The sequence below is a fragment of the Anabaena sp. UHCC 0204 genome, from assembly GCF_009711975.1.
In the GTDB taxonomy this organism is placed as follows: domain Bacteria; phylum Cyanobacteriota; class Cyanobacteriia; order Cyanobacteriales; family Nostocaceae; genus Dolichospermum.
In genome coordinates this window covers 36,149-51,304 of sequence record NZ_VIKW01000011.1, presented here as the reverse complement: position 1 = coordinate 51,304, position 15,156 = coordinate 36,149, and the positions used below count along the sequence as shown (strand labels likewise).

Genomic DNA, 15,156 nt, shown 5'->3' with positions numbered 1-15,156 from the left:
TTTCAGTACCAGGATAATAAAAGTCTAGAATTTTGGCACTAGACCAACCTAATTTAGCTAGGTTTTGAGCGCCTGTTTGACTTAAACCGACTCCATGACCTAAACCACCACCAATAAAAGCATATCCCCAAATATCTGTTTTCCCTTTATTTAAAGGTTGAATGTAAAAAAGGGTGCTGATGGGTGCGGCAAAGGCGCTACGAATTTCATCTTTTTGTAAAGTAAAAACGCCAATATCTGTTTTAATGGCCAGCTTTAAAATCCGTCCGCTAGAACTACGTTCAACTACAGACATGGCCTGAATTTTTTGGAATTTGCTATATGGGCTTTTTTTTGCCTGTAAAAATTTCTGTAAGTCTGTGGTAATTCTATTGATGTCTGTTTCTCTATTCCATCGGAAGACATCCCATTTACTTTCATTAAATCCTGTTTTGAGATTGATAAATTTTTGGAAGTTCTGCTCGTTGGCTAAATCCTGACTCGACAAGTCCCAAATATTATTATTAGGCGCATCTATAACTGGTTTTAGATAGGGACGATCTTCACCATTCCAAATATCGCTAAAATTGGCTGTTACACCACCAGTAGTGGAAGAATACAAGGCATCAACTATTTCATTATTATAAGTCAGAACTTGACCTCTAGTAGAAACAATTGCCTGATCCGTTTTTTTGGCAACTCCGCTGATTCCTTGATATACTTGGCAATGCGTGTCAGCACATAGTTGATAATTGTCTGCCGCAAATCTGCGAACATTTCTTAAAGCATAAGTGCGAGCTATAATTGCTTGTGCTTCTAGGGCTGCCATTGGTGCATTTGTCCCAATTTCATGGGGTAGAACTCCACGCACATAAGTTTCTAATGGGACTGTATTTACTAGGGTATAGTGTCCATAGGCATTAGGCTGTAAAGTCATTTGTCCGGCATAAACACGCTTCGTTTTGAGGTTTTCATCTGTACTCACCCTAATTAAGTCTTTACCCGCCTTCACTTCTAAATTATTAGGACTATAGTTTTTACCATTTACAGACCAGGTGATTTTTGGTACTTGTTGCAGAATGTTTGTTGCTAAGTAAGCAGTTTTATCACCAGATGTTTCTATACTTTGTAATAGTAAGCGACGAATTAAGGGGGTGCTGTATACTTCTCGTTTTGCCCATACTTGCCAGCGTTCTGGCTGGGTTATTTCTACTTCTATTCCCTGAGAACGCCAGCGGTTAGCACTATCTTCTGCTGTTTCAAAGGTGCGGAAGTCCCCCAGCACTAATACTTCTTGAACCGCTGGTTGGGTTAAGGGTTGCATTACTGTTGTTAACTGGATGGGTTTGTCGGTAACTAGCATTTGGGGCTGACTACCAACTGCAAATTTTAATGTGAGGCGATCGCCTTTTGTCGGTGCTAATTCTAATTTGGCTGTGGGTTTAGCCCCAAATCGCTGCACAATCCCAATTTGCAATTTTACATCCTGATTTTTGCTTACAGGCTCTGATGCAGCAGCCAATCCTAATAAGCATAAGGTGGTGATTAATTTGTAGGAAGAACGCCAAAAAAATATTTTCATAAGTAGTCGTGCAAAATAAATTGTACATTTAGGAGAGGCAACAGGAAACAGGGAACAGATAAACACTACAGGGATTTGTATTTGTTCCAAAAATATGCAATTAATTTTGCTCAGGTACGTAAAGAGTGATTACCCAAGTTGCTAGTAGCGCAAGGCGGAATTCAGAATTAAAATTAATACAGCGTCAGCTTTTTATGAGGTTAGAAATGGTTGATTTAGTCCGCAGTGTACTAGTTTACCGAAATGGCTTATGGCTGCACTAATGTAATTCGTAATTACTCCTTTTTTTCTTGATATTGACGCTTATGCGCTTCTATAATATCATTACACTTTGTTTTTCGGCAAAATTGCCAATAAAAGTCATTATGAATATGATTTATTTAAGATCAAATTAATGTTTTGGAGATCACAATCATGTCATCTGTTGCAAATAGTACAAATATCAACATCGGTATTGATGATCAGCATAGAGCCAAAATTGCTGATGGTTTATCTCGGTTATTGGCTGACACCTATTCACTCTATCTAAAAACTCACAATTTCCATTGGAACGTTACTGGACCGATGTTTCAAACCTTACATTTGATGTTTGAGACACAATATACAGAATTAGCTTTAGCTGTAGATTTAATTGCTGAAAGGATTAGGGCGCTTGGTTATCCTGCACCAGGAACTTATAGTGAATATGCTAAACTCAGTTCAATTCCCGAAACTGCTGGAGTTCCCAAAGCAAAGGAAATGATTCGTCTCCTTGTAGAAGGCCAAGAAGCAGTCACTAGAACTGCACGCTCTATTTTTCCATTAGTAGATGAAGTCAATGACGAACCCAGTGCCGATTTATTGACTCAAAGAATGCAGGTACATGAAAAAACAGCTTGGATGTTAAGAAGTTTATTAGAAGAATAAAAGAATTTTTTTCCTGATTCCTATTCCCCACTCCTCCTTTAACCTATGCCCCAAACTGACTTTACCCAGAATTTGCAAAATTTGATGCACAAGGTGGGTTTTGCTAGTTTTAAATCTTTAAGTCATGCTGCTGGTGTTTCACTGAGGCAAATTTTACAGTTAAGGAGGGGAAAAATTGGGACAATGCGGCTGGAAATATTACTAAAACTATCTCAGGTTTTACAGATATCTTTGGATGAGTTGATAGCAACGTTTGCAGTTGAGATTTCATCTTCAAGTTTAAAAACAACACATCAAAATAATACAAATACAGAAATATCTAAACAAGTTATAGATTTACAAAATGAGTATCAGCGTTTATTGCTAAAGCTATCACAGCAAAGAGAAGAATTGCAACAAGAATTTCAGCGTTCGAGTTTGCAAATATTAGAGTCTTTAATCTTGCAATGGCCTACTGTAGCATATAGAGCTAAGGAAGATCACCAATTAGCAGCGGTAAAAATAGTACCTTTGGTGGATAAGCCGCTGGAGAAATTATTACAGACTTGGGGTGTGAGTGCGATCGCTTACGTAGGAGCAGAAATACCCTATAATCCACAGTTACATCAGTTATTAGAGGGAACAGTACAAACAGGAGAAATAGTTAAAGTCCGTTATGTAGGCTATACTCAAGATGACCAACTAGTGTATCGAGCTAGGGTTAGTCCCCTATAAAATTTACGGTTGTTGAATTAAGAATTAGATTCAGAGAAATACATCGGCAGTGTGGCGTAAGTCATACGCCCATATTTGCTATTATTATTTAAGTAAATTTGATAATTTTTTTATGATGAACTACTCAATATTTTTGTGTAATAAATGTCTTTATATGTTGAGATATTAAGATATACTAGCAACATCAGAACATTCTTAAATTAAATCAAGATTAGGATCTTATGAATGACCAAGTGAAAGTAATTACACTCAGCAGCAGCTTCAATACCAATGACTTACAAGAATTTCAGCAAACTATTCAAACAGTGATTAGCAGTGGTATCAAAACTGTGTTAGTTGATTGTCAAGGCATCACTTTTATGGATAGTTCTGGATTAGGAACTCTGGTTTTAACATTTAAAACTCTACAGGAAGCTGATATAAAGATGGTTCTTTGTTCGATTAATGAGCAAGTGAGGATGTTATTTGAATTAACTGGCATGGATAGCATATTTACGATTATTCCTAGTAAAGATGCGTTTAACAATCTTTCACTTTCTGCCACTTTAAGTTAGGTTGGCGTTAAAAATTGTCATTGAGGCAAGGGAACAGGGAACAGGAAGAGAGTTTTTGGCGATTTTACTTTTCTTCACATACCTTTAAATTTTTCTGTTCACCTACTTAGCTAATTAAATAAATTTAACTTGAAGAATAGATAAGTCATCTTCAAATGTCTCTTTGGAGTTTAAGTTAATCAGATAATTTAGTATATAGTCAAGTTGGTTATCAACAGAATACTGCAAACTAATGAGAATCTGAATAAATTCTTCTAAACTCCAGAGAGTACCATTTGATTGGGCAATTTCGTAAGCTCCATCACTAAAAATATAAAGGGTACTAGACTCTTGAATATAACAACTAGCATCAACATACTTGGCTTCAGGAAACATACCTACAGGCATTCCAGGAGTTTTCAGTTGTTTGATATCTGTATTCATAGGAGAGTTGCCAGAAATTAAAATTGCTGGTGGATGTCCAGCACTAGCATAAATTAACTGACGAGTAACTCGATTATAAACTCCATACCAAATCGTAAAATATTTATCATTTTGATAATTCATCTGAAAGGTATTATTTAAAGCTGCTAATACTTCACTTGGTTGATAATAATTTAAATCTTTAAGAGCGCGAGAACGTAATAAATTCAATACAGAAATAGAAGGGAGAGTTGCTTTGAGTCCATGGCCAGCAGTATCTAACAAATAGATAGCTAAAGAATCAGCATCAAGCCAATTGTAGTCGAAACAATCTCCACCAAGTTGTCGTGATGGTAGAAACTTAAATTTGATATTCAGAGGTTTATCAATCGGGAGAGGTAAAAGAGATTTTACATATTCTGTAGCTTCAGCTAATTCTGTTTCCAAAAGCATTTTTTGGGTTTGGAGATCCTGACTCAATTGATGTAGACGTAAGCCGGCTCTGACTCTTGCTTGTAATTCATTTTGTTCTATAGGTTTGGTGATAAAATCATCAGCACCTGTATCTAATCCTTTCACCCTGTCAGCAACCGAATCTAGAGATGTTAATAAAATAAAAAATGTAGTAGATAATTTGGGGTCTTTTTTAATGCGATCGCATACTTCTAAACCACTCAATCCAGGCATCATCCAATCACATATAATTAGGGCTGGAGGTGAATTGAGAGTTCTTAAAATTCCTTCTTCTCCCGTACTAGCAGTAATTACTTCATAACCTTGTTTTTCTAACATCCTTTTGAGGAACATTTGTATGGAACGGTCATCATCAATAACGAGTATTTCAAACATAGGAACAATACATCTATAGTTTTAGTGGGTATCTTTCAACCCAGATGTTCAAGATTAGACGGCTAAACTAAAACAGTTTTTCTTAGCTGATTTTTGTATTTTCTCAGGTATAAATTTTAGTTAAGAAAGGGGATTTAACCACAACACTAAAATCTGTTTTAATGTGTTTAAATCACGGTAAACTTCTTGCTTGAACCATTGTCCTAAAGCATCAAAAGGACTAAACGCAGTTCCTTGTTTCCATGTAATATCTTGTCCTAGTGGTGTAGTATGAGTTCCGGATAAAGTTTGTATAGTTACCATATCAGGAAAGAGTTGTTGTAAAATTGGGGTTAAGGTTAATGATTGATCTAATGTGTCTTTATTAAATTTTATGAGTAAATTGCGCCGGATTCGATAGCTTTCTCGGACTATCTGGTTAGTTTGTGCTGGTGTGGGTGTAAATTCAATAGCTAATGTAGAATTTAATTGTTCTACTAAGGGGATGGCCTCATTTGCTGCAAAGTTATTAAAAGATATTAAAATGTTACCTGCACGTTGTACAGGAAAAAGACTACCAATTAACAAATGCAGTTTGCAACCCATACTATGTCCTACTCCATAGGTAGGGAGGTAGAGTTTGCGTAATTCTCCTGAGTCCTGTAAACGTTCTCTAGTGCGTTCAAAGTTGAGTAATACGGATTCGGCGATCGCAATATGATCTAATGTATTCACAAAAGGTGTAGCAATAACCACATATCCTTGATTAGCCAGATGTTCGAGTAACCAACGATACGTTAAATGTGGTAAAGTGGCGACAAAAGCACCACCTAAAAAATGAATAATACCGATTGGGTTGCGAGGAACAAGAACCCAATTACCCCTAATTTCTTTCCAGTTCATTTCCACAGTTTTGGAGTGTGTGACAATCGAATTTCTCAAATATAGATGAAGTCAGGGAAACTTGAGAGAATATATTTCCCATGTCTACATCTTAATCTAAACACATCTATTGTATTATTTTTAACTCTTGTTTTTTAAACTTTTCATTTCCTGCTGTACATCTAAGGAAATTTGCAACGCTTCATTTAATAATCTGCTATGTTCTGTAGCTTCTTCAGTCACTTGCATTGATGCTAAAGCTGCTAAATTATTGGCAAATAAATTAGAATTGGTAATAATAAAATTTTTATTCTCTCGCAAAATTTTTTCAGTCTTTAAAGCGCGTATTAAATCTTCTTTTGTAAGTTTAAGTGCTTCAATTACTTTTTCTCTTCCTTCTATTCCTACTTGGAGATTTCCAGCTTCCTCAATTTGGTCATTAATATCAATCGCTTTAATCACAGAATTATATCTTTCCACATCATTGAGTAAAATTCTCAAAGAATTTGTGATGTTCTTTTTGAGAATCTTGCTTTTATGCTGCCAGATTAAATACCATAAAGTTTGTATAGTTCCACCTATCCACAAACTGAAAATAATCAACAATAACCAAGATGGAATTGTTAAATTGTTAAAAAATAATTTAACAACAATATCTACTAATAGATAAGTAAAAACCGAAATAGAAAGTCCGACAAAAACTACAGTTGCACTTTCCGTCCCTTGGGCTTTTCTGAGTAAGTTTTGACTGAATTGCTGAATTTTATCAGTAATAATTATTAATTTATTATTAACAGGTAAGTTAGTCAATTCTCGCAAATCATCATGACTAATATTCAATCCCTGTAAATCATTTCGCACAGTTGCTAAATCCTTAACATACTATTGATTTAGTCTAATATAACAAGCAGATTTTATTAATTATAGTAAATTCAATATTCTGTTGCTGCTCACTGCTAACAATACCAATATACACCAGGAGTCAGGGATACCCCCGTACTGGCTTTGTGTATAGGTTTCAATTTAGATTCTGTACCTCATTAGATATGTAATCTGCTGTATAACAATCCTCAATCATTTCTAGCTCTAGGATAACTAGTACAGTAGGGCGTAAGTCAACCAACCATTAAGAATTCTCAAGAAGCTTGTGTAATATGCTTTTTTAATTTTTAATTTTTAATTTTTAATTCCGCCCTGCGGTACTAGGATACTTCTAATAAATAGCTCATACAGTGTCCCATTAAAAAATAAACCACTAGCATGGCTGCGGCAGCTAAAGCCACAAGTGTACCAGCCAACATGAGAGAGAATTCTTTATGCTCATAGGCTTTTTCCATCAGGTGTAGAGACCATGCTACAAGTGCTACATCAAAGATTAAAATAGGAATCAACATATTTCTTAATATTTCTTAATAGTAGTCATCTAATCTTAACACTATTTCGGGTAACTGTGCTTGATTCCAGAGATGTAGTTAGTCGTATCGGATGTCAAGTAGAAAGGCGAACAGGAATATGGCGTTCATGCAAATAGGTTTTAATTTGGGAAACACTGAGTTGACCGTAATGTAACAATGATGCGAGAAGTGCAGCTTCGGCTTTACCTTCTGTTAAAGCAGTGTGAATGTGTTCACAATTGCCAGCACCACCAGAAGCGATGACAGGAATTTCTACTGCATTAGCGATCGCTTTTGTCAACTCCAAATCATAACCAGCTTGAGTTCCATCAGCATCCATACTTGTCACCAACAATTCTCCAGCCCCCCGTTTTGTGACTTCTTCAGCCCACCAGAGGACATCAATCCCCGTATTTTCCCGCCCACCACGGACATAGACATCCCAGCCAGGATTTTCAGGATTAACCCTACGTCTGGCATCAATAGCGACAACAATACATTGATTACCAAAGCGATCGCTTGCTTGATTGATGAAATCAGGATTTCTGACCGCCGCAGAATTAATACTAACCTTATCAGCCCCGGCTCGTAACAAACCTTTAACATTTTCTAAGGTTTGAATCCCACCACCCACAGTTAATGGAATAAAGACCTGTTCAGCAGTCCGGTAAACTACATCAATAATTGTGTCCCTGTCTTCATGAGTAGCCGTAATATCTAGAAACACTAACTCATCTGCACCGGCTTCATTGTAAACCTTAGCTAGTTCTACGGGATCACCCGCATCCTTCAAATCAACAAAGTTAATTCCTTTAACAACTCTGCCCGCCTTAACATCTAAGCAAGGTAAGATTCTTTTAGACAACATAACGACTTTTCACTCCTAGTAATTGCTCGAAATTCACATTGTAAAGGTAATTGGGGAATAGGTGACGAGACTGAGAATTTAATTAAGTATGGCTAGGAGGTAGGGGCGCAGGGCCTGCGCCCAGTCAGGAGTATGGCCTGCGCCCAGTCAGGAGTATGGCTTACGCCACGCTATCAGTAAACCATAAATAAATTTGAAGTGCATTGAAACTTTACTTGTCATGTCGAAGCAGGAAAAACGCAGAAATTAAAGAGTTAGGGATGAAAAATCTTAAATTTCAATAATAAAAATTGCTCCCATGGGATGATTTTCCTCAACTTTGATATATCCCTCATGAGCTTCAACAATCATTTTACAGAAAGCTAAACCCAAACCAATCTGATATGCACCTGTAATCATATTTCCTATTTCATATTTTGCAAAAATAACTTCCCTTAATTCCTCTTGTACTCCTGGACCAGCATCACCTATTTGAATGCGAAATTTTCCTGATGATGTATATTCAGCAAAAAAGGAAATTTGACTTTCTTCAGGTGTAAATTTAATCGCGTTAGAAAGTAAATTATCAATAACGCGCCGGAAAAGACTTGCATCTACACTAACTAGAGTTCCTGGTTCAGGGAGTTTAGTAATTAATTCTATATTCTTCTTATTTATAGTTAATTCTATATCAGAAATAGCAGATAAACAAATATCAAATATATCAGTATCTGTCCGGTGAATTATCATTTTTCCCGAATCTAATTTTGCCATAATTAATAAACTATCAATCATAGCCTGTAATTTTTGGGCATTAGTGATAATTTGACTAGTTTTTTTCTCTTGACGTTCTGGTGAATAGTCTGTAATTCGCAAAATTTCCGCAGACATAATAATAGCAGTCAGGGGATTTCGCAAATCATGAACTATCATATTAGAAAGGTCTTCCCGCAAATATAAAGTTTCTTGTAAAGCATCATATTGTTGTTTAATACGCAACATAGAACGCATTCGAGAACGTAATTCTAAACCATTAATGGGTTTACTAATAAAGTCATCTGCACCTGCTAATAAACATTGGGATAAATCCTCTTTACTAGAAAGGGCTGTCACCATAATCACAGGGATATGTTTCCAAAGAGAATTGGATTTGAATTTTTGACAGAATTCGATACCATTCATTTCTGGCATCATCACATCTAATAAAATTACATCAGGTTTAAAATAGCCTAAAAGATCCAGAGCTTGTTTGCCATTACTAACATAGCTCAATTCATAACCTTGATTATCTAATAATGTATCAATTACATCAAAATTATCAGGTTCATCATCAATAATTAAAATTTTAGGTGGAATAGCCATATCTAAAGGTTAGGATTGAGTTAATAGGGTTTGAATTTTATCAAGGATAATTTTCAATTTGACGGGTTTTGTAAAATATTCATTTACTCCGACGGCGATACATTTTTCTCGATGACTGCTATCCATATTATTGATATCTGATGGAGTTGCAGCCGCCAAAACAATAATAGGTATATGCTGAAACTGCTGATTGGCACGAATGTAGGGAATTATTTCTAGTTTATCTATGCTTTGTATTGGCATATCTATAAGAATAAGATCAGGGTTTTCTGCTGTAATGATATTTATAAATTCTGCTTTTTCATTTACCAAAATCACGTGATATCCTCTAGCTTCTAGATAGTTAGAAATTGTAGCGATATTGGATTCATGATCTTCGCTCAGGAGAATTATGGAAAAAGATTTTTTAGGAATAGGGTTAACGATAGTATGAATAGGTACTGTGAATGAAGTAGTTGCTTGCTTCTGTGTTCCATCTGCCAACAAAAAATTCTGATTGATTAATTCTCCTGTGTATGGAATATAGACTTGAAAACAACTACCCGTATCAATTTTACTTGCTACTGTGATTTTACCTCCATGTAGTTTTACGAGTTGACGAACTAAAGATAAACCCAATCCAGTGCCATTGTATTGACGATTGAGACTACTGTCAATTTGCACAAATGGTTGAAAAAGTTTATCTAAATTAGCGCCATCAATACCAATACCATTATCAATAATGGAGAAACATATCCATTGAGAAAAAGGTGGCAGTGCTGAAGAATCTTCAATAATTTCTTCTCTCTTCCCTTCTTTACTGTCACCTGCTTCTACCTGTTCTACTAATAGTTGAATTTTGCCACCATCATGGGTAAATTTAACGGCGTTATTCAATAGATTAATTAATACTTGAAGGAAACGGCGTTCATCAACAATGATGTTTGGTAAATAGATTGGAACTTCTACACTAATCTCGATATTTTTCTTGAGTGCTTGTTGTTTAACAAATATCACACTGGATTCACAAAGGGAACTACAAGAAACGGTAGCAAGTTGTAATTCTAATTTACCAGCTTCAATTTTTGACAAATCGAGAATATCATTAATTAATTCTAGGAGGTGTTTGCCACTGCGTTCAATGGTTTCGACGGCTCGTTTTTGTAAATGATTAATTGTGCCGAAAACACCTTCTTGTAAACCTTCAGACATTCCCAAAATGGCATTTAGCGGAGTACGCAATTCATGACTCATGTTGGCGAGAAACTCACTTTTTAAGCGAGTAGCACGGGCTAGTTCTGCATTAGTTTGACGGAGTTGTGCTTCCATTTGTTTGCGTTCAGTTATTTCTGAAGCTGCGCCAATAATTTGTTTAGGGAGGTGATTATTATCCCGACTAAATACAGTATCATGACTGAGAAACCAATACCAGTTACCTTGACGATCGCACATTCGGTATTCTATTTCTCGGATTTCTTCATCACTAGCTGTAATTAAAGCAGCATGGTACTCAGAAATTCTGATTAAGTCGTCAGGGTGCATAATGTTTACAAATAATTCATTACCCATATCTTGTATTTCTTGAGTAGAGTAGCCAATTAATCTGGCAATCTCACGATTTATATAAACATTACGTTTTTCATGTAAATCGTAGATATAAAGAATATCTGGACTGGCTTCGGTAATCCGCTGAATTAAGTATTGACTATCTTTCAAAGCTAGTTCAACTTTTTTGCGGTCCGTAATGTCTAAAGCAGCACAGGTGATCCCCTCTATATTACCATTGCGATCGCGTAAGGGATGAATTGTTAATACATAACAAATGAAATCATCTTCTTCACCGATGACAATTTCTTCTCTCATGCTTTGACCGGTAGACAAAACATGGCGTTTCCAAGATGTTAATTTTTGAGCATCTTTAGGTAATAAAAGATCATCATCCAACTTACCAATTACGTCTGCAACTTCTAAGCCAAAGGCTGGGTTGTAAATCCAGGTGTAACGTAAATCAATATCTTGGTTAAATACGATAATTGGCGAATTATTTAAAGCAATACGAAAACGTTCTTCACTATAGCGCAGGGCTTCTTCGGCAGTCCGACGAGTAGTAATATCTTCATAAGTTCCCAAAATGCCAATAATATTACCGTCAAAATCTCGTAAAGGGACTTTATTAGTTTCTAACCATATACATGAACCATCAGGTTTATGGAAAGTTTCCTGGATGTGTAATTGTGGTTCACCAGTATTGATTACCAAGCGATCGCATTCTATGTAATATTCAATTTCTTCGGAAGTGGCCGATATCTCATGAGAAGCTTTACCGACTATTTCTTCAGGTGTACAACCGACATCTTCAGCAAAGTTACGATTACATCCTAAAATCACCGATTGACGATCTTTCCAAAATACCCGCTGAGGAATTGTATCTAATACCAATTGCAGCATTGCTTCGGATGCTTTTAATTGTTCCTGAGCCAGTTGCAGATCAATTGTCCGTTGTTGGACTCTAGCTTCTAGCTCTTCATTTAATAACCGATAATTTCCTTCACTTTGACGTAATAATTCTTCAGTCTGTTTAAGTTCTGTAATATCTGACAGTGACATGAGAAAAGCCTTTTCACCATTCCAAGGAATTGATGCCGGCTGCATATTTACTTTCCGTCGTTGCCCTTCTGGTTGCAATATTTCAATTTCTTGGACTTGATGACTATCACAATCATAAGGAAGTGCAAAAGGCCAACCTTGCAGTTCGGGAATATTTCTGCCAAACATCCTGGCTGCTGTTGGGTTGACAAAGAGGATTTTGCCGTGCATATTGACAGTTACAAAACCACTGGCACTTGTTTCGACAATAGTTCGCAAGCGTTCTTCACTATCTTTGAGTTTCTGTTCCATTCGCTTGCGATCGCTAATATTTCGGCAAGAATAAAGCAGAGTTCCTTCACCAATTTGTACCTTTTTGATATTGACTAAAACAATATGTTCTATTCCTTTGTGATCATAAATTTGGCGTTCAATATTCGTAACTTCTCCAGATATTGCCAAATCTTCAGGATCAAATAATGTTTCTCCCAATAAGTTGTGAATACTTCCCATCTGAATCATCTCTGCTGGTGAATATCCCAAAAGAACATCAATATTAGGACAGATAAAGGTAAATTGACCTTGATCATCTGTTATAAAAACCGCGTCAGAAATATTACTGAGGGTAGTACGGTATATTTCTTCCGATTTACTTAGAGCTATTTCCGTCCGTCGTCGTTCTTGAAGTTCTGACTGGAGACGATGATAGAGTTCGGCTTGTTGGATGGCGATAGATACATGAGTAGCTAACTGTTGTAGCAATTCTGTCTCTTCTGGTTGCCAAATTCTAGGGGCATCGTTTTGACAGGTGAGCATTAATCCCCAAAGTCTTTTACCAACAACAATAGGAACGATAATTTTAGCTCTGATTTGTAGACGTTCTAGTAGTTGCCAATGACAGGGAGTCATCCCAGCCGTATAAATATCTTCTACAACCCGAATTCGCCCTTGAATATATGGCTCAATCGAGTCTTGAGCAAAACAAGGGTCAAAAATCTCTTCTCCTTGAAAAGATAACCATCCGCTTTTGATATCCTCTGCAATTACCATACCGTTACCACTAGGATACAGTTGGTAGACAAGAACGCGATCGCAGTTTAATAATTTTCTGACTTCGATGGCTAGAGAATTGAGGATTTCTTCTAAGTTTAGGGAAACTCGAATCCGGTTAGCGATCGCACTTAAGAGCCGTTCTCGTTCGGTCTGTTCTTGTAATTCTGCTGTGCGTTTTTTAACTTCTTCTTCTAGTTCTGCATTCCGATTTTGTAGTAAATCCAGCTTTTCTGTTTCTAGCTGAGATACTTTCTGCTCTAAAATTTGGACTATTTTATAAATATCTAACGGGTTCAAAGCTTGCAATATTGTGGTGTAAGTGACAAAGCCGAGCATCTCTCCTTGTTCCCCTGTCACTACAACTCTATGTATTCTTCTTTCTTTCATCAGCATGAAAATTGACCACAGAGATTGATCCGGTGAGACGGAAAAGACTGGACTACTCATCACCTTTTCCACGGAAATATTATCTAAATCTAGATCCAATGCTTGGAACTGGACAATATCTTGTTCAGTAATAATTCCGATGGGGATGGGTAAATCATTTCGCTCTTCTATGATTACTACTGAACTGACATTATTCCTTGTCATTAATTTAGTGACATCTAGGACGGAGGTTTCTGGAGTAGTATGAACTAGACGAATATTCATAACTTCCGAAACCAAACGCAACTTTAACAAGTCAATCGGACGCAGTAATTGACGCAAGTTTTCATGGGTAATTAATCCTAATAGCTGGTTATTATCATCTAAAATTGGCAAATGACGAATGCGATTACGCCTAAATATATTTAATACTGTAAATAAATCTTTAAACTCCGACTCTCGAATGGTGACAACCGAGGAAGTCATCACATCTGCAATTACCATTTCCCCAATCTGTTGACCGGCGGCACTTAAATGGACAACATCGCGTTTGGTAAAAATTCCCACTAATTGGTCTTTTTCCATCACCAAGACACAACTAGCACGAGCATCAATTAATAAATAATTCTGATCAGGATTAATATTTTCTAATTTACAAGTAGCTCTAGCATGACTCATCAGAGCGATCGCCTCAGTTACTGGTGTATCAGGAGTCACAATCAGCGGATTATGAGTGATCCCTGCGGCCAGTGAAGCGATCGCCTGTTCTAAATTATTAGTTTCTATCAAGGAAATAAGTGACATAAATCATCATAAATTACAGTGGGATTCAGAAGTAAAAGCCGCTTAACGTTTGATCGTACAGCCTGGTGTATGCCATATATAATTTTTACAGAAAAAGGGAAGAGGGAACAGATAAGAAACACTCCTAATTATTAACTTTCAATTGCGTACCACACCTTTTACAAAATACTGCATCTGTATCATGAAAAGCTAAACCGCAATTTAAACAAACATTTTCTATTTGATTAGCTGTTTTTACCAATCGCCTAATTAAATCTCCTACTTGCCAAGGAATCAACGCCACCCCTGTTAAAATCATTAATACAGTCAGTAAACGTCCTAATTCCGAAACCGGAATCACATCACCAAATCCCACCGTTGTCATCGTCACAACCGAGAAATAAAAAGCATCTAAAAAAGTATTAAAATTTTGGGGATTAGCGGGATGCTCAACTTGATAAATTAACCCAGAAAAAATAAAAACAATTGCAAATAAGGTAAATAATATTCTAGCAAAAATTAAACTATCTTCATTACTAATACTACCAATTAAAAATTTTCGGTCAATAAATCTGAGTAACCGCAAAATCCGAAACCAACGCAATAACCGGATATAGCTAATATCTACCCATCCTATAAAAGATGGCAAAATTGCTATTAAATCAATCACTGCATAGAAACTAAAAATATATTTAACTGGATCTTCTGCACTCCATAAACGGAGTAGATATTCCACAGCAAAAATGATTAATATACAAGTATCTAATGCTCTTAACTCCAAACGAGCATCTGGAGGAAGATGATAAGTTTCAGCTACAAAAATTCCTGAAGAAACTAAAACCAATAAAGCAATACTTAAATTAATGACTTTACCAATAGGAGTTTCCAGGTCTTTTAAATAAAACTCTATTTTTTCTCTATTTATTACCATCTTTTACA

At 36.2% G+C, this 15,156-nt stretch carries 12 protein-coding genes; 3 read left to right on the top strand and 9 right to left on the bottom strand.

The features are described from left to right. A partial coding sequence (locus FJR04_RS11500) for a SpoIID/LytB domain-containing protein (RefSeq protein ID WP_168494762.1) occupies positions 1-1,561 on the bottom strand: 1,561 nt, incomplete at its 3' end. 414 nt (positions 1,562-1,975) lie between these two features. Between FJR04_RS11500 and FJR04_RS11495 the strand changes: the two genes are divergently transcribed. The 3 genes from FJR04_RS11495 to FJR04_RS11485 all read left to right on the top strand — a co-directional run bounded on the left by FJR04_RS11495 (position 1,976) and on the right by FJR04_RS11485 (position 3,735). Beyond that, a complete protein-coding gene (locus tag FJR04_RS11495) occupies positions 1,976-2,467 on the top strand; it encodes a Dps family protein (RefSeq protein WP_168494760.1) in 492 nt (163 codons plus the stop codon). A gap of 45 nt (positions 2,468-2,512) precedes the next feature. Next, on the top strand, positions 2,513-3,181 hold the full coding sequence (grpE, locus tag FJR04_RS11490) for a nucleotide exchange factor GrpE (protein ID WP_168494758.1): 669 nt from the start codon (positions 2,513-2,515) through the stop codon (positions 3,179-3,181). A 221-nt stretch (positions 3,182-3,402) separates the two neighbouring features. Beyond that, complete coding sequence (locus tag FJR04_RS11485; RefSeq protein ID WP_168494756.1) at positions 3,403-3,735, top strand: STAS domain-containing protein; 333 nt, start codon at positions 3,403-3,405, stop codon at positions 3,733-3,735. 114 nt (positions 3,736-3,849) lie between these two features. Here the strand turns inward: FJR04_RS11485 and FJR04_RS11480 are convergent, their stop codons facing one another. The 8 genes from FJR04_RS11480 to FJR04_RS11445 all read right to left on the bottom strand — a co-directional run bounded on the left by FJR04_RS11480 (position 3,850) and on the right by FJR04_RS11445 (position 15,148). Further along, entirely contained in the window at positions 3,850-4,986 is a 1,137-nt protein-coding gene (locus FJR04_RS11480; RefSeq protein ID WP_168494753.1) for a PP2C family protein-serine/threonine phosphatase, read from the bottom strand. A 120-nt stretch (positions 4,987-5,106) separates the two neighbouring features. Next, entirely contained in the window at positions 5,107-5,868 is a 762-nt protein-coding gene (locus FJR04_RS11475; protein WP_168494751.1) for a DUF1350 family protein, read from the bottom strand. Positions 5,869-5,988: 120 nt separating this feature from the next. Next, positions 5,989-6,708 carry a hypothetical protein gene (locus FJR04_RS11470; RefSeq protein WP_168494749.1) on the bottom strand — a complete coding sequence of 240 codons (720 nt, stop codon included), beginning with the start codon at positions 6,706-6,708 and terminating at the stop codon, positions 5,989-5,991. A 341-nt stretch (positions 6,709-7,049) separates the two neighbouring features. Next, entirely contained in the window at positions 7,050-7,241 is a 192-nt protein-coding gene (locus FJR04_RS11465) for a hypothetical protein (RefSeq protein ID WP_168494747.1), read from the bottom strand. Between the two features lie 94 nt (positions 7,242-7,335). Continuing rightward, positions 7,336-8,109 carry an imidazole glycerol phosphate synthase subunit HisF gene (hisF, locus tag FJR04_RS11460; protein WP_168494744.1) on the bottom strand — a complete coding sequence of 258 codons (774 nt, stop codon included), beginning with the start codon at positions 8,107-8,109 and terminating at the stop codon, positions 7,336-7,338. A gap of 270 nt (positions 8,110-8,379) precedes the next feature. Further along, on the bottom strand, positions 8,380-9,450 hold the full coding sequence (locus FJR04_RS11455; protein WP_168494742.1) for a response regulator: 1,071 nt from the start codon (positions 9,448-9,450) through the stop codon (positions 8,380-8,382). A gap of 9 nt (positions 9,451-9,459) precedes the next feature. Continuing rightward, the gene (locus tag FJR04_RS11450) at positions 9,460-14,238 is read right to left on the bottom strand and encodes a PAS domain S-box protein (RefSeq protein ID WP_168494740.1); all 4,779 of its coding nucleotides are present in this window, start codon (positions 14,236-14,238) and stop codon (positions 9,460-9,462) included. 124 nt (positions 14,239-14,362) lie between these two features. Next, positions 14,363-15,148 (bottom strand): ion transporter, encoded by a 786-nt coding sequence (locus FJR04_RS11445; protein WP_168494738.1) that lies wholly within the window; start codon positions 15,146-15,148, stop codon positions 14,363-14,365. Between the last annotated feature and the right edge of the window lie 8 nt (positions 15,149-15,156).